Origin of the sequence: Nitrosococcus oceani ATCC 19707, assembly GCF_000012805.1 — a bacterium.
GTDB classification, from domain to species: Bacteria; Pseudomonadota; Gammaproteobacteria; order Nitrosococcales; family Nitrosococcaceae; genus Nitrosococcus; species Nitrosococcus oceani.
Map to the genome: position 1 here is coordinate 173,705 of NC_007484.1, position 22,948 is coordinate 196,652.

The 22,948-nt window shown below is 50.3% G+C and carries 24 protein-coding genes; 20 read left to right on the plus strand and 4 right to left on the minus strand.

Going from position 1 to position 22,948, the window contains the following annotated elements; genetic code table 11:
• Window positions 1-107: 107 nt before the first annotated feature.
• Window positions 108-3,215 (minus strand): type I restriction endonuclease subunit R, encoded by a 3,108-nt coding sequence (locus NOC_RS01005; protein WP_002814104.1) that lies wholly within the window; start codon window positions 3,213-3,215, stop codon window positions 108-110.
• A gap of 29 nt (window positions 3,216-3,244) precedes the next feature.
• On the minus strand, window positions 3,245-4,525 hold the full coding sequence (locus NOC_RS01010; RefSeq protein WP_002813798.1) for a succinylglutamate desuccinylase/aspartoacylase family protein: 1,281 nt from the start codon (window positions 4,523-4,525) through the stop codon (window positions 3,245-3,247).
• Between the two features lie 713 nt (window positions 4,526-5,238).
• On the opposite strand from NOC_RS01010, the gene NOC_RS01015 reads away from it, so the two are divergent.
• Together NOC_RS01015 and NOC_RS01020 are read left to right on the plus strand one after the other, a co-directional pair.
• Window positions 5,239-5,772: a PH domain-containing protein gene (locus NOC_RS01015; RefSeq protein WP_002813365.1), complete on the plus strand. Its 534-nt coding sequence runs from the start codon at window positions 5,239-5,241 to the stop codon at window positions 5,770-5,772.
• A 3-nt stretch (window positions 5,773-5,775) separates the two neighbouring features.
• Entirely contained in the window at window positions 5,776-6,075 is a 300-nt protein-coding gene (locus NOC_RS01020) for a hypothetical protein (RefSeq protein ID WP_002813299.1), read from the plus strand.
• Window positions 6,076-6,221: 146 nt separating this feature from the next.
• Here NOC_RS01020 and NOC_RS17180 read toward each other — a convergent pair whose 3' ends face one another.
• A complete protein-coding gene (locus NOC_RS17180) occupies window positions 6,222-6,368 on the minus strand; it encodes a hypothetical protein (protein WP_155814702.1) in 147 nt (48 codons plus the stop codon).
• Between the two features lie 326 nt (window positions 6,369-6,694).
• On the opposite strand from NOC_RS17180, the gene NOC_RS01025 reads away from it, so the two are divergent.
• From NOC_RS01025 to NOC_RS01055, 10 genes are all read left to right on the plus strand, one after another.
• A complete protein-coding gene (locus NOC_RS01025; protein ID WP_002813706.1) occupies window positions 6,695-8,656 on the plus strand; it encodes a cytochrome c/FTR1 family iron permease in 1,962 nt (653 codons plus the stop codon).
• 6 nt (window positions 8,657-8,662) lie between these two features.
• Entirely contained in the window at window positions 8,663-8,833 is a 171-nt protein-coding gene (locus NOC_RS17185; protein WP_002812355.1) for a hypothetical protein, read from the plus strand.
• Window positions 8,834-9,269: 436 nt separating this feature from the next.
• Window positions 9,270-9,476 carry a GDCCVxC domain-containing (seleno)protein gene (locus NOC_RS18030; RefSeq protein ID WP_081430939.1) on the plus strand — a complete coding sequence of 69 codons (207 nt, stop codon included), beginning with the start codon at window positions 9,270-9,272 and terminating at the stop codon, window positions 9,474-9,476.
• A 4-nt stretch (window positions 9,477-9,480) separates the two neighbouring features.
• The gene (merF, locus tag NOC_RS16570) at window positions 9,481-9,696 is read left to right on the plus strand and encodes a mercury resistance system transport protein MerF (protein ID WP_081430940.1); all 216 of its coding nucleotides are present in this window, start codon (window positions 9,481-9,483) and stop codon (window positions 9,694-9,696) included.
• Between the two features lie 134 nt (window positions 9,697-9,830).
• Window positions 9,831-10,244, plus strand: coding sequence for a hypothetical protein (locus tag NOC_RS01030; RefSeq protein ID WP_002813669.1), 414 nt, complete (start codon window positions 9,831-9,833; stop codon window positions 10,242-10,244).
• Window positions 10,244-11,608 carry a tetratricopeptide repeat protein gene (locus NOC_RS01035; RefSeq protein ID WP_011330246.1) on the plus strand — a complete coding sequence of 455 codons (1,365 nt, stop codon included), beginning with the start codon at window positions 10,244-10,246 and terminating at the stop codon, window positions 11,606-11,608. The genes NOC_RS01030 and NOC_RS01035 overlap by 1 nt, the downstream gene beginning before the upstream one ends.
• A gap of 99 nt (window positions 11,609-11,707) precedes the next feature.
• Window positions 11,708-11,989, plus strand: coding sequence for a type II toxin-antitoxin system mRNA interferase toxin, RelE/StbE family (locus tag NOC_RS01040; protein WP_036497845.1), 282 nt, complete (start codon window positions 11,708-11,710; stop codon window positions 11,987-11,989).
• A 1-nt stretch (window position 11,990) separates the two neighbouring features.
• Complete coding sequence (locus NOC_RS01045; protein ID WP_002812121.1) at window positions 11,991-12,251, plus strand: helix-turn-helix domain-containing protein; 261 nt, start codon at window positions 11,991-11,993, stop codon at window positions 12,249-12,251.
• 423 nt (window positions 12,252-12,674) lie between these two features.
• A complete protein-coding gene (locus NOC_RS01050; protein WP_244860000.1) occupies window positions 12,675-12,836 on the plus strand; it encodes a hypothetical protein in 162 nt (53 codons plus the stop codon).
• Entirely contained in the window at window positions 12,829-13,041 is a 213-nt protein-coding gene (locus NOC_RS01055; RefSeq protein ID WP_002813223.1) for a type II toxin-antitoxin system HicB family antitoxin, read from the plus strand. Before NOC_RS01050 ends, NOC_RS01055 begins: the two co-directional genes overlap by 8 nt.
• 69 nt (window positions 13,042-13,110) lie before the next feature.
• Here NOC_RS01055 and NOC_RS01060 read toward each other — a convergent pair whose 3' ends face one another.
• On the minus strand, window positions 13,111-13,626 hold the full coding sequence (locus tag NOC_RS01060; RefSeq protein ID WP_002814237.1) for an adenine phosphoribosyltransferase: 516 nt from the start codon (window positions 13,624-13,626) through the stop codon (window positions 13,111-13,113).
• Window positions 13,627-13,671: 45 nt separating this feature from the next.
• Between NOC_RS01060 and NOC_RS01065 the strand changes: the two genes are divergently transcribed.
• From NOC_RS01065 to NOC_RS01100, 8 genes are all read left to right on the plus strand, one after another.
• Window positions 13,672-13,956 carry a hypothetical protein gene (locus NOC_RS01065; RefSeq protein WP_002812174.1) on the plus strand — a complete coding sequence of 95 codons (285 nt, stop codon included), beginning with the start codon at window positions 13,672-13,674 and terminating at the stop codon, window positions 13,954-13,956.
• 13 nt (window positions 13,957-13,969) lie between these two features.
• Window positions 13,970-14,614 carry a hypothetical protein gene (locus tag NOC_RS01070; protein ID WP_002812078.1) on the plus strand — a complete coding sequence of 215 codons (645 nt, stop codon included), beginning with the start codon at window positions 13,970-13,972 and terminating at the stop codon, window positions 14,612-14,614.
• A gap of 288 nt (window positions 14,615-14,902) precedes the next feature.
• Window positions 14,903-17,443, plus strand: a complete 2,541-nt coding sequence (gene gyrA, locus NOC_RS01075) for a DNA gyrase subunit A (protein WP_002812182.1) — start codon at window positions 14,903-14,905, stop codon at window positions 17,441-17,443.
• A 41-nt stretch (window positions 17,444-17,484) separates the two neighbouring features.
• A complete protein-coding gene (gene serC, locus NOC_RS01080; RefSeq protein WP_011330250.1) occupies window positions 17,485-18,567 on the plus strand; it encodes a 3-phosphoserine/phosphohydroxythreonine transaminase in 1,083 nt (360 codons plus the stop codon).
• A 106-nt stretch (window positions 18,568-18,673) separates the two neighbouring features.
• Entirely contained in the window at window positions 18,674-19,837 is a 1,164-nt protein-coding gene (locus NOC_RS01085; RefSeq protein WP_002812206.1) for a 3-phosphoglycerate dehydrogenase family protein, read from the plus strand.
• 39 nt (window positions 19,838-19,876) lie between these two features.
• Window positions 19,877-20,962, plus strand: a complete 1,086-nt coding sequence (gene pheA, locus NOC_RS01090) for a prephenate dehydratase (protein WP_002813098.1) — start codon at window positions 19,877-19,879, stop codon at window positions 20,960-20,962.
• A 16-nt stretch (window positions 20,963-20,978) separates the two neighbouring features.
• Window positions 20,979-22,091 (plus strand): histidinol-phosphate transaminase, encoded by a 1,113-nt coding sequence (hisC, locus tag NOC_RS01095; protein WP_002813205.1) that lies wholly within the window; start codon window positions 20,979-20,981, stop codon window positions 22,089-22,091.
• The gene (locus NOC_RS01100) at window positions 22,088-22,948 is read left to right on the plus strand and encodes a prephenate dehydrogenase (protein ID WP_002812551.1); all 861 of its coding nucleotides are present in this window, start codon (window positions 22,088-22,090) and stop codon (window positions 22,946-22,948) included. The genes hisC and NOC_RS01100 overlap by 4 nt, the downstream gene beginning before the upstream one ends.

Consider the following 22,948-nt stretch of genomic DNA (forward strand, 5'->3'; position numbering starts at 1 on the left):
ACTTAATCAATCAATGGATTTTTATGGCTTGCGTTTAAGCTTAGCAGGGAAGTAGAAGGCAGAAACGAGTAGAAATTTATTTCTAATTATCTCGAAGGAAAAATAGCCTATTGCTCAGGCTGGTTTGAAAGCAGATCTAGCAGGAGGCGGCTAAAATCCTTAACCATCCCTTCATCATGGAGTAATTGGGCCGCCATTTCATGGTGATTTTTTAAATTTTCCATTACGGTATGCTGCACTATCTGGGAGAAATCACTCGATGGGATGGGGTTCGGCCGCTGATCTTCCAGCTGAGCCGCTAGTGCCGGATTTTCAAGCAGCTTATCCTTGATAGCGTGTAAATAGTTTAATCGATCTCTGTCGCTGAGATATTCGCCTGCCAAGAGCGGCTTAAGGCGATTGATAAGAAGAGAACAGGACGCCTCTTTTCTCCAGGGATTTGCCCGCGATTCTCCGGTGGTGTTGTACGCGGGCTCTCCCAGAGATTCTTGTCGGGCTGCTTTGAATGTTCGTTCACAAATTTTATTCAGCCGGTAAGAGATGAATTCTCGCGGGGGTGAATCAATAGCTTCGCTCTGCTGCATCTCACCCAGGAGAGAGTATAGGTGGCGGGCATAGACATTGAGTTTTTCTAGTTCTTGATTGCCATAGTCTAGGATCTGGGAAAGATGTTCATAGCAATCAGCAAAGCTGAGCAGATTTTCTTTGAATCGGTCCAAGGCATTTTTTCTTTCCTCGGCCTGTTTAAAACTGTGGCAAGCATTCTCTCTGCGTATCCTGTCGCCGGCAGCTGTTGCTTCCTGTTTGGCTTGTTGGGCGGTCTGGATAATTTTTATGTTTTCCTGATACTGCTCCCGGAAACGTTCCACCGCGGATTGGCAATGATAGTTTAGGCGCTCTGTGGTTTGCTCGGTATCGAAAAAGGCGGCAGCAAAGGACTCCACATCTTGCCAATTGTAAATGCGTGCCTCATCCAGATAAGATTGAAGCTGGTAAATTAATTTAGGATCAGAGACAGAAAAAATCTCTGCGGCAGGATGATAGGGCCGGAAGGCATGCAGTACTTGCTCGGCGGGGTTAGCAAAGTCGAGAATAAAGGGCGCCTCTTTGCCGGGGTGGATCTCGCCCAGGTGGGATAGCGTTTGAACGCAATCGGTACCGGTAAATTTTTTATCTATATACAGGGCGCAGAGCTGGGATGATGAGAATTTCGCCTGATGTTTGTGAGCGCCAATGATCACCTGATGATCATTGGTTAGAGTCTGGACGTCCTGATACTGCTGAGCAGCGATGTAGCGTTCAAAAGTCCGTTGGTAACGTTGCGCGGCTTGGCAGGAATGGGTGGTGAGTATGGCTTTGGCTTGGCCATTCATCAGGTGAACCACTTGGTGGCGGAAATGTTCGGTGATTATCTCGGCTTTTTGTACGATATTGAGGTTGTCAGGGGACTGCCCCATCCAAGGGAAAATACGGCAGGAAAGATTTTCTTCTTGATTGAGTGAAAGTTGCTGCTGGGCCAGTCTGGCGGCCGTGACGTAAGTCATATAGCGTTTGAGCGGGTTGAGCATGAAGCCTTCTTCAATGGCCTGTTGTAGAGTATAGTGATGGAAAGGCTCGGGTTGGTTGTTATCAGAGAAAGGAAGCGCCGGGCTAGTCGGTTGTCCAAATAACGCCAGGGTTTTCTCTTGAGGAGCAGCCGTGAAGAGAAAATAGCTGATATGGGGCGAGGGGGGACTGTTTGTTAGGGAGGTGATCAAAAGATCTTCAGTATTGGTTGTAATCTCCTTTTGTGCCGACTCAGATAACAGCACTTCCCCTAGCCTAGAGAACAGACTTCTGCTGGTAGGAAAAGGAGCCTGGTGAGCAATAACAGCGAAAGTATGTTCCTTAAAAATAACTTGGTTTTGGATGAGGGCCAACACGGAAGGAAAGGCTTGGGGCGTAACCGTGATAATGTGGATGCCGGCTGCCGCCAATGTTGCTGCTAACCATTCGGCTTGGCAGTTTTGAGCAATTTCTTGAGTAAGCCGGTATATCTGTTTTCTCTCATACTTAGGTGAGTAGAGTGTGTTCTGGAGCTGGGCGTGGAATTCATGGCAGTCGGTGACCACGATGACCCCGGTAAAAATTTTCTGATGCTTCCTGTCAGCTAATGCAGCTACATGGTGGGCAGTCCAAGCAATAGAATAGCGTTGCCCCGAACCAGCGCCGTGTTGAATGAGATACTGCTGCCCTGGCCCTTCCTGGCGGACGGCCCCTGCTAATTGGGTAACCATCTCCCATTGATGAAAGCGGGGGAAGACCAGTGTTTCCGAGGGGAATTCTTTTTCTTCTTTCCAGGCAGCGTTTTTTCTCTCGAAATGGATAAATTGACCTAGCAGATCAAGCCAGGTGTCGCACTCAAAAATTTTTTGCCATAGATAATCCGTAGGGTAACCTGCTGGATTGGGAGGATTACCAGCGCCACCTTTATGGCCTTGATTGAAAGGCGTGAAATGGGTTGCCAGACCTTGTAAGCGGGTGCTTACCCAAACTTCTTCCTGGCTGACGGCAAAATGTACTAGGGCGCGTTTTCTAAAGGCCAGCAGCGGTTCTTCATGGCCCATACGGGGATCGTGAGGGGGACAATCCCGTTGGTATTGACGGATGATAGCAGAGAGGGAGGGCTGGGATTCCGAGGTCGCTTTTAAAGTAGCTACCGGCACCCCGTTAACAAAAAATACCAGATCGAGGTAGGGAATGTAGTCTTCGTGAGTATAGGGAGAATAAGACAGGTTAGGCACCACCCGCAGCCGGTTTTTTTTATAGCGGGCCAGGGTTCCCGAATGGAATTCCTGGTAGGAGTGAAACTGGCAGAGGCTAATATCATTCTCCTGTTCCTTAAAACCATGCCGTAGCACCTCTAAGGCTCCGCGCTGGTCCATTTCTTCAGCCGCCCGCCTAAGAAGTATTTGGACGGCTTGATCGGGAGCGTCCTGGATAAGTTTTGGCAGCGGTTGGGAATGGCACTCCCGGATAAAGCCGATAAGATCTTCCGGGTACAGGGCCAAGACGGGATCGTAAAGCTCTGCTTTTCCCTTCTGCCAGCCATGACTAAGGAGGTGATCAATAATGACTTGTTGAAGCGCCGTTTTCTGGACCTTATCCATAGCAATATTCGGCGGGCTATTCTGGGTAGGCATGAGATTTAGCTCTAACTCTCCAGTAGCCCTCATACCCGTATCCGCTGGAATAGCGCGGGAGGTTACTCTTCGCCATCGGAATAGTCGAGCATTTCAGTTTTGGTAGCGACATGTTCGGGGAGCTCCTCGATAGGCCCCGGTTTATCAGCTTTAATTCCGATATGATAGGCGGCGTAACCAGGTATCGTCACCTGATTAAGGGCCATGCCCAGGAGTTGGCCATGATAAGGTGACACGATAGGTATCTGTTGATTGGTAATCGGATTAGTTATGATGCCTAATTGCTGCCCTGCCTTAATCGGATCGCCGAGTTCGACTTCAGAGAGTAGAATCCCGGCCTGGTGGGTCCGTATCCACTTAGTTTGGTGGAACACGGCTTCTGGAGCCGATTTTGTTTCGCCTTCATCTACCATGCCTAATTCGTTCATCAGGTTTTTTATTCCTTTTAAACCTTGGTGAACTTCCTGGAGTTGCAGGCGTTTAGGCTCTCCAGCTTCAAGGGTAATACTGGGAATGTCCCTATCCATGGCGGCCCGCCGTAGTGTTCCGGAGACGCCTTTACTGTGAACGACGGCAACGCCACCAAAACTACGAGCTAATTTTAGGATATTGGGATGATTTAAATCTGCTCGCACTTGGGGCAGATTAGTCCGATGAAAAGAACCGGTGTGCAGGTCTACTAAGACATCGCAGTGGGTAATCACCTGTTGGAAAAAAGAATGGGCAATACGAGCGGCCGAACTGCCTTCGGGACTTCCAGGGAAATGCCGATTCAGATCCCGCCGATCAGGCAAATAACGGGAACTGCGGCGATAGCCATACATATTGACAATAGGCACGCCAATCACAGCACCGTTAAGCTGGGAGGATTTAAGCGCGGCAATCGTTTGATGGACCATCGCAATGCCATTGATCTCATCGCCATGGACCGCAGCGGTGAGGCAAAGCGTCGGCCCTGGGTGGCTACCATTCACCACTAATATTGGCGCGGAGACAGGGATGCCTTCAAAGGTGTGGCTCAGGGTCCAGGAGAGTCGTTTTTTTACACCGGGGTTGATGGTTTCCCCGAGCAATTGCAAGGGCTCCTGGGTGGCGGCCTTGCCCTGAATGGTGGCGCTACCCTCGGAAGGAAGGTTTTTTGGGGAGTCTGGCTCTACCCGCTTCAAACTGCGGGAGATTTGAATGCTAGAGGCCGCGTCTTCTTGTTGTGCCTCTAGGGCTGCCGCTACGGTTGGCAGGATTAGCAGTAGCTGACTAGAAAATAATAGTCTGCATAGGCAATGATGGACATATTTTTTTGGGTGCTGAAATATCCGGCTATGGGGTTTGGTGTAGTCTTTCATATATTATCCGTACTTTGTAGGGATGGCAGAATTTTGACAGTACTGCCATCAAAAGTTTGGCGGTGCCGCCACTTAAATTGAAGCCAAATGCTAGCCGTGCCATCCCTGGCAGCGTCGTTTCCCACAATCGTAGCGAAAAACCTAAAGTCAATGCTGTGCCTAATAGCTAACTAGTATTAATTGCACCGGTATCGTTTTTTATTGACTTTATGGTAAAGGAAAGCAAATTTGATGCCATTGGGGGGTGTTTATTGGCTTAAAATTGATAGAAGCAATGCGCAATAATAAAATGCGCAATAATAAGGAGAACCATAAGGCAGATCTGACTTCGCAGTACTATCTGGACATCTCTGGAAGGTAGCTAATATCCTGCGCGAGATCCTATCGAGGCGGCCGGTTTCAAGATCCGCATCTTTCCGCTGCTGCTTTCTACAAGCGCCGGTACGATGTGTACGATAAGGAGCTGACCGGGGCCCCGGAGGAATCAGCTGGTGACTGACAATACGCCGAACTGCCTGAGCAGCACCGTTTTCAAATTCTAGCCAGAGTTTCCTGAAGTGGCTTGATGTAGCAAGGGTTTTCCGGATACAAAATTACGCGGCCTTTTGCTGCTATGCATTGTCTAGTGAGCTGGCCTCTTAGGGGGAAATGGCGGCGCTGACGTGGGCTTGGCTTAAGTTCCCTCACCCGTACCTTGCCCTTGGACGGCGATCTTGCCGGCTTGGATTACCGCGCTGGCGTGTGGCCTGACCCGCTTCTCTCAAAGCTTTTTAATTGATAGAGTAAACCTCTCTTCGGAGTGGTTTTGCTTCCGGCGAGGCTTTGGCATTTACTCTATAAAACTAGATAAAGGAAAGTTGATTGTGTCGACAATACTTTATGAAGCAAATCCCTCTATGTTGCGGATGAATCCATTCATCACGGCATTGTCCATTCTGCTAATTCCTGTTGGAATCGGAATTATTATTCTCTTATGGATGTATATCAAAACCAAGATGGACAAACTTACCATTAAGACGGACGAAATTGTGTGGATGCATGGTTTGTTGAATAAGTCTTATACGGAGATCAATATGAGCTCCGTACGTACAGTCAAAGTTAATCAGTCCGTGTTACAGCGAATGCTGAATGCGGGGGATGTGGCAATCTACACTGCGGGAGACAATCCAGAGGTGGTTATTCGCGGTCTCCCTGAACCGGATAAAGTTCGCGATTATATTAAAGGTCAGAACGAGGAAAGAGGATAAGCCATGGGCACGGGCGTTCGCGGCGAGCTTAAAGTTTTGGCTATCGTGCTGGTTGTTGCCGCTGGGTTCGTGCTCATTACCTTTGCGGCAGGAGGCCCTTTAATAGCTGCCGTAATGGAGGCGCTGGAACCGGGGGTTGGACTGAAGGAGGCGGCTAAATGGTCGTTCAGCGTTACTGTCTTATTGTTTGTCGGATTTGCGGTGGCAGCTGGTGATGGCCTCTTGGGTGAACTCCAGTATATGTTGTTTGGGTTCTTTTCTTTCTTTGGGATCATTACATTACTGATTGCTTGGGTATTTTGATCTTTCCTAACCGTTAAGGAGAGTTCTCTGGTCTGCCCGCGGCACCGTAAAAATTTGTTTGGGGTTGGCGCTGACGGTTCAAATGCCCGCCGCGATAATTCCTTGGGTAAAAAGGGTATTGCTTCCTAGCTCTCCGCATAATGCTGCTAGGGGTTTGGCCACGGTTTTTGCCGTCTCCGCGCATCCTTGATGAGATCCCATAAAATGGGGTGGTTCAGGAGTGTGTCGTATTCTGTATTATGGCTGGTTTGATCAGCGGTAAAGCGAGGAACACCCACCAGGGGTAGCCACATCTCCCAACCTTTCCTTCGGCTATTTCCCTCGATCACTTTCAAGACACTGACCCACATGGCGACCTATAAAGTACATGAGACCCTATATAGACCAAGGCAAAGAGAAAAACTCTTAGCTTGAATTCCTGATCTTTGCCGACGGTAGCAGGCAATGTTTCCGGCTATTAAAGGGTCTGTCTGCTGCAGGCAGGGGGCCGTCGTGTGTCCATACACTCCTTGAATGTTATTTTAAATTCTTCTCATTTAATTTATCCTTTCGAAAATAGCTCTTCTCTCTAGATAAATTTAATGGGATCATGGAGAAAGTTTAAGTAAGGGTGCGGATAATGGGCGCGATAATATTCTCTTTAGGAAAATGGTTGGGTGGGTTGGTTTTCCTCATCAGTCTGCTGGGATACAGCGGGGTAGGAAGTGCCGAGGTGGCGGAAGGTCGGGCGCAGACAGCGTTGCACATGCTGGACTATATTGGGGTGGACTACCCTGAGTTTGTTCAGGGTGGTCAGGCGTTGAATGCGGAAGAGTACCAGGAGCAACTCGAATTTGCCCGTGAAGTCTTAGGAATTGTTGAGCAATTACCCGTAACGCTTCAAAAAGGCGGCATAGAGGAACAAGCCCATCAGCTTCTGGCATTGATTGAAGAAAAAGGTCCTGGGGACAGAGTCGCTATGGTAGCCGATCAGTTACGCTGGGATATCATTCGAGCTTACCAAATTGAGATTGCGCCCCAACAAGCGCCTGATTTAAGTGTGGCCGAGGCCCTTTACCAGGCTCAGTGCGCCACCTGCCATGGCGCTGAGGGTTATGGTGATGGTCCAGCCGCTGAAGGAATGGAACCGGAACCAACTAATTTTCACGAGCAGGCGCGCCAGGAACAACGCAGTATTTACAGCCTTTTTAGCACCATTACCCTGGGGGTGCCGGGCACGGCCATGCCTAGCTTTAAGCAGCCATTAAGCGAGCACAAGCGTTGGGCGCTGGCCTTTTATGTGAGCACCCTTATCACTACCGCAGAGGAGCAACAAACGGGGGCTGCCTTATGGCAGCAAGGAATTGGCAAGGAAGCATTTCCTGATTTACAAGCCCTGGCTAGTCAAACTCCCCAGGAGGTTGGCGCACGGTACGGGGAGGAATCCCGCCAAGTATTGGCTTATTTGCGCAGCGCGCCTGCTCTGCTGGATTCCGAAAAAGCACCGCTGGATTTGAGCTTGGAAGGTCTTGAGAAAAGTCTCAACGCTTACCGGGAAGGCCATCATGAACGGGCGCAGCAATTGGCGGTGGAGGCGTATTTGGAAGGTTTTGAACTGGTAGAGACGAGCCTTAATACGGTAGCTCCCAACCTGCGCTCCCACATCGAACAGGAGATGATGGCTTATCGTGCCCTAATCCGGAAAGGCGCGCCGGTTGAATCTCTGGAATCCCAACAAGGGAAGCTACAAGGTCTATTGAACCAGGCTCGTGAACAGCTCGATGAAGCTGAACTTTCCACCACCGCGATTGCGTTGAGCTCCCTGACCATTATTTTGCGGGAAGGGCTGGAGGCGGTTCTAATCGTCGGCGCCATTATTTCCTTTTTGATTCGATCCGGGCGGCGTGATGCCCTGATTTATGTGCATTTGGGCTGGATTCCTGCCTTGGTGCTGGGGGTAGCCACTTGGTTTGCGGCTACTTATCTTATTTCCATTAGCGGGGCGAGCCGCGAGTTAACCGAAGGAATCGCGGCCTTAATATCAGCGGCTATATTGCTTTATGTGGGTTTTTGGCTCCATAGCAAAGCCTATGCTAAAGGCTGGCGAGCATTTCTTGCCAAGCAGGTGAGAGGAGCCTTGAATAAGCGAACCTTGGGAGCACTGGCTTTGTTATCCTTCCTTGCGGTCTATCGGGAAGTATTCGAGACAGTGTTATTTTATCAGGCTTTGTGGACGCAAGCGGGTCCCGAAGGGCGTGGAGCAGTGCTTGGTGGTTTTGGTGCCGGGGTGGGAGTGCTCCTGCTAGTGAGCGGGCTAATTTTTTATTATAGCGTTCGCTTGCCTATTAAGCTTTTCTTCGGAGTTACTTCCGTGATATTGGCGTTACTAGCGGTGATCTTAGCCGGGAAGGGAGTCGGTGCATTGCAGGAAGCGGGCATGATTCCGGTGGATGCGGTGGCTTTTCCTAGCATGCCTGCCCTAGGGATTTATCCGAACTGGCAGGTATTGCTTTTGCAAGGGGGAGTGTTGGTGGCCATTATAGCGGGTTTTGCTTATACGCATTTTGCTTCTCAGCGCACCCCGTCACCGGACAATGCTTAGGAAGGGATGCTCGGCTTTAGCTTTAAGCGCGTATGCTGGATTGCTATTCTACGCCTGCTCTATCGTATCGCCGCCACCCTGGCGCCGGTAGCAATGTTGGATCATGTCCTATGCGCGGCACCGGCCATAGTCTTGGATGATGTTGCCCCAGGCGGTGGTCTCCTCGCCGTGGAGTAAATCGGGCAGCATGGTGGCATCAGAGAGAGAGCGGCCGCTGTTGTCGCCACGGCATAAAAAGAGACTGAAATGCCAGCCTTCCCAGAAGGCTGGCCAAGTTGTTGCGCGGGATCTATTCCTTATCCAAATTCATGCGTCTCTATCACTGATTAGCAACACTAAATAACTTAGGCGATAGGTATGATATTGGTGATTGTTTGCTCCGTTTAAGAGACGGACTGCATCTTATAAGATGCGGGTTGCAAGGCAAAAGAAAAATAAAGCTGAGGTGCGTATTAGCCAAAATCGATAGGTGCCGCCAGAATCAGTAATTCTTTGATATGAAAGGTAGAAATAGGTATTGGCTAGGAACCAATTGTGTATGATAAGGCGCAGCTTAGTCAGCCTATTTCGCGTTATGTTGTCAGGGCAAAATGCCTCGAGATAAAGGTGGATTATGAAACCTAAACTCACGTCTGAGATAACATGCCCGGCGTGTGGGCACGGGGAAGTGGAGACAATGCCAGAGGACTCTTGCCAGTATTTTTATGAATGCAAGAACTGCAAAACCCTGCTTAAACCCAAGCACGGTGATTGCTGTATATTTTGTTCTTATGGCGACACGCCGTGTCCACCCATACAACTAGATCAGTCGTGTTGTTGAATTTATGAAGAACGGAAGCAGGTTAATAAAGATTGGTGCATTTGGCGGTGTAATTACGGCACTTTGCTGTTTCACTCCGGTTCTCGTTTGGTTGTTTGCGATTCTTGGGGTTTCAGCGTTGGTGGGTTATTTGGATTACGTGCTTTTGCCATTGCTCGCTGTGTTTCTGGTCTTGTTGTTAACCGGTTTTGTTCAGCCTCAACGTGACAAATCAACATAACGAGGGGCTGCAGCTGACCGGTTCGCGCTGGCGCTCCAACCGGCAGCCGAGCCCAGGCGTTAGGTGCTTGGCACACCACTGGAAAAGGACGTGGGAGCTGAAAAAACAAGATTGAATTCTCAGAGGGGAGCCGGGTGACTAAAGATAGAAGCGATAATGAAGACAAGCGGACATTGGTAGAGCAGCTTGTTTCGGTTGAAAGAATCTCTTTCAATGTCACCCAGTCGGTTATCGTTACGACTGAGGACAAAATTCGTCTTTCATTGAGCTCTTATCTGCAAAATGCGAAGAGGCGATCAGATTGGATTGCCCCTGCATCCCTTCTGATAGCAATTCTTGCAACACTTGTAACCGCCACATTTAATGATTTCATTCTAAGCGGTGCGACATGGAAAGCGGTTTTCATTATTGTTGGGTTGGGGGCGGCGATCTGGTTGATACGAGCCCTCCTGTTTTTGCGCGATAAGTCTACGATCGAAGAGTTAATAGAAGAGATAAAGACTGGAAATAGAAACGAAGAATCTCAAAGTTCAGGAGGGTCAATTTAATGAAACTCCAAGGACGACTCGATGTGCTACAGAAGAAAGCTAAGGCAGCATTAGCAATTCGACACTACAAAGAGGCAGAATCCCTATTACAAGAGTTATTAGAAACCCAAGTCCAGCACTTTGGTGATGCAGACACGCAGATCGCCACCACACTGAACAATCTCGCAGCTCTTTATGAAGCCCAAGGGCGGTATGCTCAGGCCGAGGAGCTTTACCATCGCTCGCTTGCTATCCGCGAACAGTTGCTAGGCCCGGACCACCCCGAGGTTGCCACCACACTGAACAATCTCGCAGCTCTTTATGAAGCCCAAGGGCGGTATGCTCAGGCCGAGGAGCTTTACCATCGCTCGCTTGCTATCCGCGAACAGTTGCTAGGCCCGGACCACCCCGAGGTTGCCACCACACTGAACAATCTCGCAGCTCTTTATGAAGCCCAAGGGCGGTATGCTCAGGCCGAGGAGCTTTACCATCGCTCGCTTGCTATCCGCGAACAGTTGCTAGGCCCGGACCACCCCGAGGTTGCCACCACACTGAACAATCTCGCGGCGCTCTATAAGAAACAAGGGAGGTACGCTCAGGCCGAGGAGCTTTACCATCGCTCGCTTGCTATCCGCGAACAGTTGCTAGGCCCGGACCACCCCGAGGTTGCCACCACACTGAACAATCTCGCAGCTCTTTATGAAGCCCAAGGGCGGTATGCTCAGGCCGAGGAGCTTTACCATCGCTCGCTTGCTATCCGCGAACAGTTGCTAGGCCCGGACCACCCCGAGGTTGCCACCACACTGAACAATCTCGCAGCTCTTTATGAAGCCCAAGGGCGGTATGCTCAGGCCGAGGAGCTTTACCATCGCTCGCTTGCTATCCGCGAACAGTTGCTAGGCCCGGACCACCCCGAGGTTGCCACCACACTGAACAATCTCGCGGCGCTCTATAAGAAACAAGGGAGGTACGCTCAGGCCGAGGAGCTTTACCATCGCTCGCTTGCTATCCGCGAACAGTTGCTAGGCCCGGACCACCCCGAGGTTGCCACCACACTGAACAATCTCGCAGCTCTTTATGAAGCCCAAGGGCGGTATGCTCAGGCCGAGGAGCTTTACCATCGCTCGCTTGCTATCCGCGAACAGTTGCTAGGCCCGGACCACCCCGAGGTTGCAATCATGCTAAATAATCTTGCTGGCTTGTACAGGGCGACGGGATTGGGTGAGAAAGCAGAAAGTTTGTATGACAGAAGCTTGGCGGTAATGGAAAAAATATTCGGGCCAAGACATCCAAATACTGCAATCGTACGAGCCAACCGCGATGCTTATAAACATACGGCACCTAACAAGGCAAATTCAGCCGACGCCAAAAAGCGGCGCGGCTGATTTGCGGCGATAGACGGCATCAAGCGAGTCCTGGTCCTAGGGCAGAGTTCTCGAATTGAGCATTGACATACCAAATAAAGTATACATACTTTTTATGGTATGTGGAAAATCCTTGAGCATAGAAGGATCTGGCAACAGCTCGACCGACTCCCTCTCGATATTTTGAAGCGATATGAGAAGTGGAAAGATATCGTCCGTCTCTCAGGCCCGAATGGGCTGAGGCAGATTAAGGGATTCAACGACGAAGCGTTACGGGGAGAGTGGCGTGGGCACCGCTCCTCGAGGCTCAGCCGCCAGTATCGAGTGATATATCGGATTGAGCAGGATAAGGTGGTTGTAGAAGTAGTTAGGGTGACCGCTCACGATTATCGGAGGAAGTGAAATGAGCGAGTATCGAAAAGCCGGGAAGAGGGTCGATGTATCGATTGGTGAATCCGTCCGCATTCTCCGGGAGTTGCAGGAACTCAGCCAAAATGAGCTGTCGGAGATGACTGGGATTCCTCAGTCTACAATCTCGGCGATTGAGCGGGATCGGATTCGCTTGGGCGTGGAAAGGGCCAAAGTACTCGCACGTGCGCTGCGGTGCCATCCAGCAGTTTTGGTTTTTCCTGGCTGGGATGTAGAGCACGAGTCGGCCGCCTAACAAGGCGCTCCACCGAACGACAATTCCGCTACGCTCTATTGCCGTTCGGTAAGCTTAGTCGTTAGATTCTAAAGGAGAACATGGAGTGAGTCTGGGGGCCGTTTTCGATGATCCGCCGAGACTGATTGCGTCAGTAAGGTATAAAACGGAGCAGTCAAGATATTTTTTTGCACTGTTCGGGTTGACAGCGATTGCGATTGGCTTGGTATAGATATCAATTGAGACGAAATGTTAACGATTATTAGATTCGAGCGCGATCTCCGGAGAGTGGTTGGCATGAGATACATACCATTTATGCTGTATTTGCTTAGCGGTCCCCTATTTGCAGATACACCAAGCTGGCTTTGCATAGGGGAGCACACTGCTCAAGTGATGCCAGCATAGGCTTTGAAGAGCTGCGCTCATTGCTGAAGAGCCTGGGCTTTGAAGAACGTATTCGTGGCAGCCATCATATCTATTCGCCGTGTCGATATAGAAGAGCGCTTGAATCTTCAGCGTGAAGGCGCCAAAGCCAAGCCCTATCAAGTTCATCAAGTACGTGCTGTTATTCTGAAATATCGGCTAGGAGTCGATGACGATGCATAAATACGAAGTGATTATTTATTGGAGTCAAGAAGATAAAACGTTTATAGCTGGGGTGCCGGAGCTGCCTGGTTGCATGGTACATGGTCCTACCCAAATGGCGGCATTAGAGAGTGTGAATCAAGCAATAGAGTTATGGTTGGATACCGCACGGGAATTTAATGATCCCATTCCTGAGCCGAAGGGGCGTCGATTACTGTATGCGTAGGGCGCTAACCATTTGCTCAAGCGGACTGCTCCCTTCGGTCGCATCCGCTTAGCTCGGCCATTATAGTTACTAGTAGTGGACTAGGGAGTGGACAGTATAATCGGAAAGTCTCTCCCGCCCGTGCAGAAAGTCCAGTTCGATGACGAAGGCGCAAGCCGCTACCGTGGCCCCCAGGCTTTCTACCAGTTCGCAGCTTGCTTTGGCGGTGCCGCCGGTGGCGAGCAGATCATCCACTAGCAGGACGTTATCTCCAGGACCGAGAGAATCGGTATGAGCCTCCAGGCTGGCAGAGCCATATTCCAGCTGATAGGAGATGCTTCGGACTTCATAGGGAAGCTTGCCGGATTTGCGCAAGGGGATAAAACCTACCCCCAACTCCCAGGCGACCAGCGCGCCAAAGATAAAACCCCGCGCCTCTATCCCACCAACCGCCGTGATATCCTGCTCCAGGAAGGGATGGAGGAGTTGGTGCACCGCTAGCCGTAAGGTGGCGGGGTCTCCGACTAAGGGGGTGATATCCTTGAAGAGGACGCCCGGCTTGGGAAAATCGGGTATATCGCGGATTTTAGTTTTGAGCCGCTCCATCGATGCTTTACCTAAGTACACTAGAATTTGAGGGAGGCACTTTATATGATTAGGGTTAAACAGACAAATGAAACGGACCCCCTGGCTTTTATGGTGACCATCACAGAAAGTTCGGGCGAGACGAGCCATCGGGTTACCCTCTCGCAAGGAACCTATCAAAAACTAACTGGCGGTAAGGTCAGCGCCGTGGACTGCGTTCAGGCCGCCTTTATGTTTTTACTAGAACGGGAACCGAAAGAGGCTATTCTCGGGCAGTTCGATATTACTGTCATTTCCCATTATTTTCCGGATTTTGAGCGTGAATTACCTCGTTATCTGGAGCAGCTATAAGGCAGCTATAAGTATGATGGGTAGCCGCGCACCCTTTATCTTTAGTTATAGGGTAGGGTTATTGGCTTTAATGCTTGGCGGATGTACATTGTTTGGCGGCGGGGGGGATTCGCCAGGAGGTTATACCCTGGAAGTAGTGCGGGTGCTAGAGCAGCCCTCGCCCCAGGCCAGGGAACGAATACTAGAGGTGGTTCCCTTTCGGATTAGTCCTCGTTATCGCAGCCGGCTTTGGCTCTACCAGGAGGCAGGCTCTTGGCATCGGGTGGAGGAGGAACAGGCTTTCCTCATCCCTCCACAAGTTTTGGTGACCGAGCAGGCAAGCACCTATTTCAGACGTTCGGGGTTATTCGGCGCAGTGGTGGAAGGGGAGAGTCGATTACAAGTAACCCATCTTTTGGAAGGTGCAGTGACTGCGCTGTACGGTGATTTTAGCGATCCCATGGCCCCACGGGCAGTGATGGAAATTCAATTCTTTTTAATTGATCCCCGGCTTGATCCTCCTAAGACTCTGCTGAAATCAGGCTTCCGAGTCGAAGCGGAAATTTTGGCGGCAACCCCCCAAGCACTTATCCAAGGATGGAATAATGGCTTAGAAAGTATATTAGAGAACTTCGAAAACGACTTGCGACGGTTATTCGATCATTCCTCACGGGGATAGTGAAGAATGTTGCGCTGGCGTTAGTGTTTTCGGCACCGCCATGGCGCAATATGGTAAGATTCTCTCCGAAACAGTTTTAAAACTGACCGTTAGCGCTGACAGGAAATTGAGGGCGTTTTGCGATGGATAATCGTATAACAATCCTACTTTTTTAGTGGTTGTTACACGCTTCGTTTTATCTTGGCACAAACCTACTATATATTTAAAACCGCTTTTTAAGAATTAGCGTTTTTCCACCTTATTACCTACCAAAGCGCGATTGAATTCCACGGAGACCGAAAACCCATAATGGATGAGATAGCCCAGGAAGTTTTCCCGGTTAATATCGAAGATGAAATGAAGCACTCCTACCTCGATTACGCCATGAGCGTTATTGTGGGTAGAGCATTGCCTGATGCTCGTGATGGCTTAAAACCCGTGCATCGACGGGTATTATATGCTATGCGGGAATTGGGTAATGATTGGAATAAGCCTTATAAAAAATCAGCCCGTGTGGTAGGCGATGTCATCGGGAAATATCATCCCCACGGGGATGCGGCGGTTTATGATGCCATCGTGCGGATGGCCCAGCTTTTTTCCATGCGCTGCCCTCTAATCGATGGACAGGGAAATTTTGGCTCTATTGACGGTGACTCTCCTGCGGCCATGCGTTATACCGAGGTGCGTATGGCTAAAATTGCCCACGAGCTGTTAGCCGATCTCAATAAGGAAACCGTCGATTTTGTTCCTAATTACGACGAGTCCGAGCATGAGCCGGCGGTTCTTCCTACCCGTATACCTAATTTATTGGCAAATGGTTCTTCGGGAATCGCTGTGGGTATGGCGACCAATATTCCGCCCCATAACCTCGGTGAGTTATTGAGTGCCTGCATTGCGCTTATCGATGATCCCGCTTTGAGTATTGCTGGGCTAATGAGCCATATTCCGGGGCCTGATTTTCCCACGGCGGGGATTGTGAACGGTGCCCGTGGTATCCAGGAAGCTTATTTGACTGGCCGGGGGCGAATCTTCATGCGAGCCCGGACCCATGTAGAAACCGATGAGGGTAGCGGCAAGCAAAGCATCATCGTCACCGAATTGCCCTATATGGTCAATAAGGCCCGTTTGCTGGAGAAAATCGGCAATTTGGTCAAGGAAAAGAAGATCGTGGGCATTGTAGGGCTGCGGGACGAATCAGACAAGGATGGCATGCGCATGGTGGTGGAGTTGCGCCGGAGCGAAATGCCGGAAGTGGTGCTGAATCAACTTTATCTTCATACCCAATTACAGAGTGTCTTTGGCATTAATATGGTGGCTTTGGTCGATGGCCAGCCCCAGTTGCTTAATCTGAAGTTAGCCCTGGAAGCCTTTTTGCGGCACCGCCAGGAAGTAGTGACCCGGCGGACCATGTTTGAGTTACGCAAGGCGAGGGAGCGGGCCCATGTGCTGGAAGGGTTGGCCATTGCCTTGGCTAATATCGATTCGATTATTGCTCTTATCAAGGCGTCTTCAAGCCCGGCCGAGGCCCGGGATGGACTGATAGCGCGTTTCTGGCCGCCGGGCGTTGTGATCGATATGTTGCAGCGGGCAGGCGCCGAATCCTCCCAGCCAGAGAAATTAGAAACTGCTTATGGGTTGCAACAAGACGGTTATCGTCTATCTCCTGCCCAAGCCCAAGCCATTCTTGAGATGCGCCTCCATCGTCTAACGGGCCTAGAGCAGAGTAAAATTATTGACGAATATGAGCAGGTGATCATTTTTATTTTGGGGTTACTAGAAATTCTAGCTAATCCGGAACGACTCATGGCGGTCATCCGGGAAGAGTTCATGGAGATGCGGGAGCAATATAGTACTCCACGCCGCACTGAGATTCAGGATAATCATGTGGATCTGCGCTTGGAAGATCTCATTCAAGAAGAAAATGTGGTGGTGACTCTGTCCCATAGTGGTTATGCTAAATCCCAAACTTTAGATACCTACCGTTCTCAGAAGCGAGGGGGCAAGGGTAAGTCGGCGACGGCCATGAAAGAAGAGGACTTTATCGACAAGCTCTTTATCGCCAATACCCATGATACCCTGCTATGCTTTTCGAGTCGGGGCAAAGTGTATTGGAAAAAAGTCTATGAGTTGCCCCAGGGATCACGGGTAGCTCGGGGTAAGCCCTTCGTCAATCTCCTGCCTTTGGAGGAAGGAGAGCGGATTAATACGGTATTATCTATCCGTGAATTCGAAAAAGACAAATATATTTTTATGGTAACTGCCTCGGGGGTAGTCAAGAAAACTTCCCTGGCTGATTTTTCCCGGCCCCGTTCCAGTGGCATTATTGCCCTAGATTTGAGGGAGGGAGATCAATTGGTAGGAGCAGACCTTACCGATGGTGTGCAGGAAATCATGTTGTTTAGCTCGGGAGGTAAAGTGATCCGCTTTTCGGAGCGGGATGTGCGGCCTGTTGGGCGTACGGCCCGTGGTGTTAAAGGTATGGAATTGCCCTCGGAACATCGAGTGATTGCCCTTATTATCGCGGCGAGCGGTACCATTTTAACGGCGACCGAATTGGGTTATGGTAAGCGGACAGCCATTGCCGAGTACCGTCTCCAAGGCCGAGGAGGGAGAGGAATCATCTCTATTCGGACGACCCCGCGGAATGGTGAAGTAGTTGGGGCGGTGCAAGTAGAAAAGGAGGATGAAGTCGTGCTTATTAGTGATGGGGGCACGCTTATTCGTACTCCAGTGGATAATATTTCTCTTATGGGGCGCAATACGCAAGGCGTCAAACTCATTAACCTCCAGGAAGGGGAGCGGTTGGTGGGTATTGAGCGCATCGTTGAAGATGGAGAGGCTGGAATATAACGAGACCAGCGTGCTAGGAATATTAAAGAGGATATAAGACTATGACTCGTGTTTACAATTTCAGCGCTGGACCGGCTGTGTTGCCAGAAGACGTCATTATCCAGGCCCGCGACGAAATGCTTGATTGGCGTGGCACCGGAATGTCAGTGATGGAAATGACTCATCGAGGCAAGCAGTTTATGGCCATTGCCGAGCAGGCCGAAGCCGATTTCCGGGAGCTATTGGCTATCCCAGAGAATTACAAAGTTTTGTTCCTTCAAGGGGGGGCTACCAGCCAGTTCGCGATGGTACCCATGAATTTACTACAGGGCAAGAAACAGGCAGATTATATTTGTACCGGGCATTGGTCTAAAAAGGCCATTGCCGAAGGGCGCCGGTTTTGCGAGATTAATTTAGCAGCCAGCTCCGAGGATACGGGCTTTCAGCATGTTCCTCCTCATCAGGATTGGAAGCTAGATCCAGAAGCTGCTTATGTTCACTACACACCTAATGAAACCATTGCCGGAGTAGAATTTCATTGGATTCCTGACTCAGGAGAAGTGCCTCTGGTGGCCGATATGTCCTCTACTCTTTTATCACGTCCGTTGGATGTCAGTCGCTTTGGAGTCATTTATGCGGGGGCGCAAAAGAATATCGGCTGCGCGGGTCTGACCGTGGTCATAGTGCGGAATGATTTGATAGGACGGCCCCAGGCCGGGACTCCCGCCATGTTTGATTACCAAATCCATGCTGATCATAACTCCATGTATAACACGCCGCCCACGTACGCTTGGTATGTGGCCGGACTGGTCTTTAGCTGGCTAAAGCGGAAGGGGGGACTTACCGCAATAGCAAAGATAAACCAAGCTAAAGCGAACACCCTTTACAGCTTTATTGACAGTAACGACTTTTACTACAATCCGGTAGAGCGGGCTTTCCGCTCTCGCATGAACGTGCCTTTTATTTTGTCCGAGCAGCAGCTTGATGAAATTTTTCTGGAGCAGGCAAAAAAAGCGGGGTTGACTAATCTGAAGGGGCACCGTTCAGTGGGAGGAATGCGGGCAAGCATTTACAATGCTATGTCCCAGGAAGGGGTTGAGACTCTGGTGGAGTTTATGAAAGAGTTTGAACGTACCCGGGCATGAAATTAATGTTTATAAGCTAAGCTCACTATCCATTTTTGCTTAAGAAGGATGGGGAAGAGCCGCATTATTGTCTTATTGATTAAACCAGGGGGTGACGGATAGCTGCATGTATAAGATACTCACATTAAACAATATTTCTATCGTAGGGTTGGATCGCTTGCCTCGGGATAAGTATGAGGTAGCCTCCGAGATTCAGCATCCAGATGCAATTCTCGTGCGATCACATAATATGCATGAGATGGCTATTCCACCCACACTCAAGGCGGTGGGGCGCGCTGGCGCTGGAGTCAACAATATTCCGGTAGCACGCTTGAGCGAAGGGGGGGTGGCCGTGTTTAACGCTCCCGGTGCCAATGCCAATGCAGTCAAGGAAGCTGTGCTAGCAGGTCTGTTGGTATCTGCCCGTAATATTTGTCAAGCTTGGGAGGCTGCCCGCACTTTGACTGGCACCGATAAGGAGATTCACCGGGAAGTTGAGGCTCAGAAGAAGCGTTTTGTAGGCGTTGAGCTGCCTGGGCGGACCTTGGGGGTTGTTGGCCTCGGATCTATTGGCGTTCAGGTGGCTAATGCCGCCTTAGCGCTTGGTATGCGGGTGGTAGGGTATGATCCTCAGATCACGGTACAGCGTGCCTGGGCCCTCTCTGCACAGGTTGAGCAGGCGACTAACCTGGACCATTTATTGTCCCAGGCTGATTTTTTATCCCTGCATGTTCCATTGCTGGAGGCTACCCGAGGTTTGATTAACCGGGAACGGTTAAGAAATATAAAGCCAGAGGCAAGACTTCTCAATTTTGCGCGGGCGGAAATTGTTGACGAGGACGCTGTGGTGGATGCTATAGAAGAAGGTAAGATCGCGGCTTATATTTGCGACTTTCCTAGCAATCGCTTAAAAGGGCATCCCCAAGTGATTGCCTTGCCCCACCTTGGCGCATCTACTTATGAGGCGGAAGAAAATTGCGCAGTGATGGTGGTGGAGCAGATTCGCGAGTTTCTGGAAAATGGTAATGTGCAAAACTCGGTGAATTTTCCAGATGCCGTGCTGCCTCGTACTGACAGCTGGCGGCTTGCGATTGCCAATGCCAATGTCCCTACCATGGTCGCTCAAATTTCTACTCACTTGGCTGAAGCGGGCTTGAATATTATCGATATGCTGAATAAGTCCCAGAATGATTTAGCTTACACGCTCGTGGATGTGGATCGTCCTATTCCTAAGTATCTAGTGGATGGAATCAGCGCTGTTCAGGGAATGTTATCGGTACGGGCCTTGTGATTACGAGGGTATTTTGAGCAGGGCTCATTTTATTTTGTAATGGACGATAGCCACCAATTACAGGAAATTCGGGCGCGTATAGACGCTTTGGATGAACAGCTTCAATGTCTCATCAATGAACGCGCCGAGCTTGCCCGCCAAACGGCGCAGATAAAACAAGCAGCTGGCTTGGGGGAAAATTGTTTTCGCCCGGAGCGGGAAGCTGAAATTTTGCGACGGGTTATCGCACGCAACCAGGGACCACTCAGTGGGCAAGAAATGGCCCGCTTATTTCGGGAGATTATGTCGGCCTGTCTGGCCCTTGAAACGCCCCTGGTGATTGCTTATTTAGGTCCAGAGGGAACCTTTACCGAGGCTGCAGCGCTTAAGCATTTTGGCCATTCAGTGAAAACCCAACCGCTTATGGCCATTGATGAGGTTTTCCGTGAAGTGGAGGCAGGTACAGCCTACTATGGGGTCGTCCCGGTAGAAAACTCCACCGAAGGAGCCGTGACCCACACCTTAGATCGGTTTTTAGTCTCGCCCTTACAGATTTGTGGTGAAGTGGAGTTGCGCATCCACCATCATTTGCTTAGCAGAAACCAAACCATTGCCGAAGTAAACCGGTTATATGCCCATCAGCAAACATTGGCACAATGCCGAGAGTGGTTAGATGCTCACCTGGCAGGATGTGAGCGCATTCCAGTAAGCAGCAATGGGGAAGCGGCGCGGCGGGCTGGGGATGAATCCGATTGTGCCGCTATTGCGAGTGACCGGGCCCGTGAAATTTATGGGCTTCACGCTTTAGCGACCAATATTGAGGATGAGCCTGGCAATACCACCCGTTTCCTTGTAATTGGCTCCCAAGCCGTGGTTGCTAGCGGGAATGACAAAACGTCGTTGCTAGTCTCAGGTCCGAATCGCTCCGGCTTGCTGTATGATCTGCTGTCTCCCTTGGCAGAGTATGGCATTAGCATGACCCGGTTGGAGTCCCGTCCCTCACGGCGCCAACTTTGGGAATATGTGTTTTTTATTGATGTTGAAGGACATATAGACGATTCTAATCTAACTACCGCGCTGGCTACTCTCAAAGAGCGGGCCTCCTTTCTCAAATTATTAGGCTCTTATCCACGGGCGGTAATATAAAAAGGTACCATGATAAATGGCTGAAAGCTTATTTTATCAGCTTGCGGCGGCAGGGGTGCAAGGACTAACCCCCTACCAGCCTGGAAAACCTATTGAGGAATTGGAGCGGGAGTATGGGGTGCGGGGTGCGGTTAAGCTGGCCTCTAACGAAAATCCTCTAGGCCCCAGTCCCATGGCAATAGATGCGATTTACGGGGTGCTTGGAGAAAGCGGCCGTTATCCTGATGGGAATGGCTTTGCGCTTAAAACTGCTCTTTCTCAATGCTTAGGCATTCCCGCGAATCAGATTACGCTGGGTAATGGCTCCAGCGATTTGCTGGAGTTTGCGGCTCGGGTGCTAATTTCGCCTGAACATGAAGTGATTTATTCTCAGTATTGTTTCGCTCTCTATCCTTTACTGATCCAGATTTTGGGAGCTAAGGGCCACGCCGTGCCGGCGAAGGGTTTTGGCCACGATCTGGAGGCCATGGTTAAAGCGGTGAATAGCCAGACCCGGCTGGTTTATATCGCTAATCCCAATAATCCTACGGGTACTTGGTTGCACTCTGATGAGCTAGAAGCTTTTTTGGCCGCTCTGCCAGAGCACGTTTTGGTGGTATTGGATGAGGCTTATTACGAGTATGTGAACGAGGCTCAATACCCTTATTCTCTGGCCTGGATGAGTCGTTATCCTAATCTGATGATCACTCGCACCTTCTCTAAAATTTATGGCTTGGCCGGTTTACGCATAGGTTATGGGGTGTCCCATCCAGATTTAGCGGATTTGATGAATAGAGTTCGCCCTCCCTTTAACGTCAATAGCTTAGCTTTGGCTGCAGCCACGGCTGCTTTGCAGGATCACGACCATTTACAGCGTAGTCGAAAGGTAAATCAGGCGGGAATGGCGCAGTTAACGATGGCTTTTACTGCCTTGGGCTTGGATTATATTCCTTCGGTAGCCAACTTTGTGACTGTCGATGTGAAGCAATCGGGTGACAAGGTTTATGAGAATTTGTTGCGGCATGGTGTGATTGTAAGACCAATGACGGGATATGGGCTACCAAGGCACGTGCGGGTTACCGTGGGAAGGGAGGAAGAAAATGCGCGTTTTATTCAGGTCCTTGAAACTGTTCTCGAGGAATTTAGGTGATCCGGCGTCTCTGCATCCTTGGAGTAGGGTTGATTGGGGGCTCTTTGGCGCTGGCTCTAAAGCAGGCTAAAGGAGTAGGCGAAGTTGTCGGTTATGAAAGAGACCCCATTGCTAGGGACAAGGCCCTTTCTTTGGGAATCATCGACCGTGCTGAGCTTGATCTTGCGGAAGCGCTTCGGGGAGCTGACGTGGTGGTTTTGGCCGTGCCGCTTGGAGCTATGGAAGAACTATTGCAGGCAATGGCGCCTAGTTTGAAACCAGGGATGGTGGTGACCGATGTGGGGAGCGTCAAGGGAAGTGTGGTTGCCTCTGCACGGGCTAAGTTGGGGGAGTACATTGTAGATTTTGTACCGGGCCACCCTATCGCTGGGACAGAAAGAAATGGCCCGGAAGCCGCTTTTGCTGATTTATTTTGCCTCCATAAGGTACTTCTTACACCTTTGCCTGAAAGTCGCGCCGTGGCCGTGCGGATGGTAAGAATGATGTGGCATCAGGTGGGAGCTGAGGTAATAGAAACCAGTATTTCTCATCATGATCGAATGTTGGCGGGAACCAGCCATCTTCCCCATATATTGGCGTATACTTTAATAGATATGCTGGCTAAGTTAGGGGAAACGCAAGAGGCGTTGCAGTTCGCTGCAGGAGGATTCCGGGATTTCTCTCGTATCGCCTCGAGCGATCCTAGCGTGTGGCGGGACATCTGTCTTGCTAATAAGGAACCCTTGCTGGCGCTTCTGGAGCGATTCAGGACCGAACTTCACGGTATAGGCGAGGCTATTCATCGCGGTGATGGAGCAAAACTTGCGGAAATTTTCGCTCGGGCCAAGGCCGTTCGGGATACACATTATAAGCGTTAA

What these genes read in the sequence shown, in the direction of transcription:
- NOC_RS01020 (WP_002813299.1), top strand. Translation starts at nt 5,776, where the DNA reads ATGGGCACGGGCGTTCGCGGCGAGCTTAAAGTTTTGGCTATCGTGCTG.
- NOC_RS01010 (WP_002813798.1), bottom strand. Translation starts at nt 4,525, where the DNA reads ATGAAAGACTACACCAAACCCCATAGCCGGATATTTCAGCACCCAAAA.
- NOC_RS01065 (WP_002812174.1), top strand. Translation starts at nt 13,672, where the DNA reads ATGATTAGGGTTAAACAGACAAATGAAACGGACCCCCTGGCTTTTATG.
- NOC_RS01035 (WP_011330246.1), top strand. Translation starts at nt 10,244, where the DNA reads ATGAAACTCCAAGGACGACTCGATGTGCTACAGAAGAAAGCTAAGGCA.
- NOC_RS01070 (WP_002812078.1), top strand. Translation starts at nt 13,970, where the DNA reads ATGATGGGTAGCCGCGCACCCTTTATCTTTAGTTATAGGGTAGGGTTA.
- NOC_RS01040 (WP_036497845.1), top strand. Translation starts at nt 11,708, where the DNA reads ATGTGGAAAATCCTTGAGCATAGAAGGATCTGGCAACAGCTCGACCGA.
- NOC_RS01085 (WP_002812206.1), top strand. Translation starts at nt 18,674, where the DNA reads ATGTATAAGATACTCACATTAAACAATATTTCTATCGTAGGGTTGGAT.
- NOC_RS01045 (WP_002812121.1), top strand. Translation starts at nt 11,991, where the DNA reads ATGAGCGAGTATCGAAAAGCCGGGAAGAGGGTCGATGTATCGATTGGT.
- NOC_RS01005 (WP_002814104.1), bottom strand. Translation starts at nt 3,215, where the DNA reads ATGAGGGCTACTGGAGAGTTAGAGCTAAATCTCATGCCTACCCAGAAT.
- pheA (WP_002813098.1), top strand. Translation starts at nt 19,877, where the DNA reads ATGGACGATAGCCACCAATTACAGGAAATTCGGGCGCGTATAGACGCT.
- NOC_RS18030 (WP_081430939.1), top strand. Translation starts at nt 9,270, where the DNA reads ATGAAACCTAAACTCACGTCTGAGATAACATGCCCGGCGTGTGGGCAC.
- NOC_RS01060 (WP_002814237.1), bottom strand. Translation starts at nt 13,626, where the DNA reads ATGGAGCGGCTCAAAACTAAAATCCGCGATATACCCGATTTTCCCAAG.
- NOC_RS17185 (WP_002812355.1), top strand. Translation starts at nt 8,663, where the DNA reads ATGCTCGGCTTTAGCTTTAAGCGCGTATGCTGGATTGCTATTCTACGC.
- gyrA (WP_002812182.1), top strand. Translation starts at nt 14,903, where the DNA reads ATGGATGAGATAGCCCAGGAAGTTTTCCCGGTTAATATCGAAGATGAA.
- NOC_RS01055 (WP_002813223.1), top strand. Translation starts at nt 12,829, where the DNA reads ATGCATAAATACGAAGTGATTATTTATTGGAGTCAAGAAGATAAAACG.
- merF (WP_081430940.1), top strand. Translation starts at nt 9,481, where the DNA reads ATGAAGAACGGAAGCAGGTTAATAAAGATTGGTGCATTTGGCGGTGTA.
- NOC_RS01025 (WP_002813706.1), top strand. Translation starts at nt 6,695, where the DNA reads ATGGGCGCGATAATATTCTCTTTAGGAAAATGGTTGGGTGGGTTGGTT.
- hisC (WP_002813205.1), top strand. Translation starts at nt 20,979, where the DNA reads ATGGCTGAAAGCTTATTTTATCAGCTTGCGGCGGCAGGGGTGCAAGGA.
- serC (WP_011330250.1), top strand. Translation starts at nt 17,485, where the DNA reads ATGACTCGTGTTTACAATTTCAGCGCTGGACCGGCTGTGTTGCCAGAA.
- NOC_RS17180 (WP_155814702.1), bottom strand. Translation starts at nt 6,368, where the DNA reads ATGTGGCTACCCCTGGTGGGTGTTCCTCGCTTTACCGCTGATCAAACC.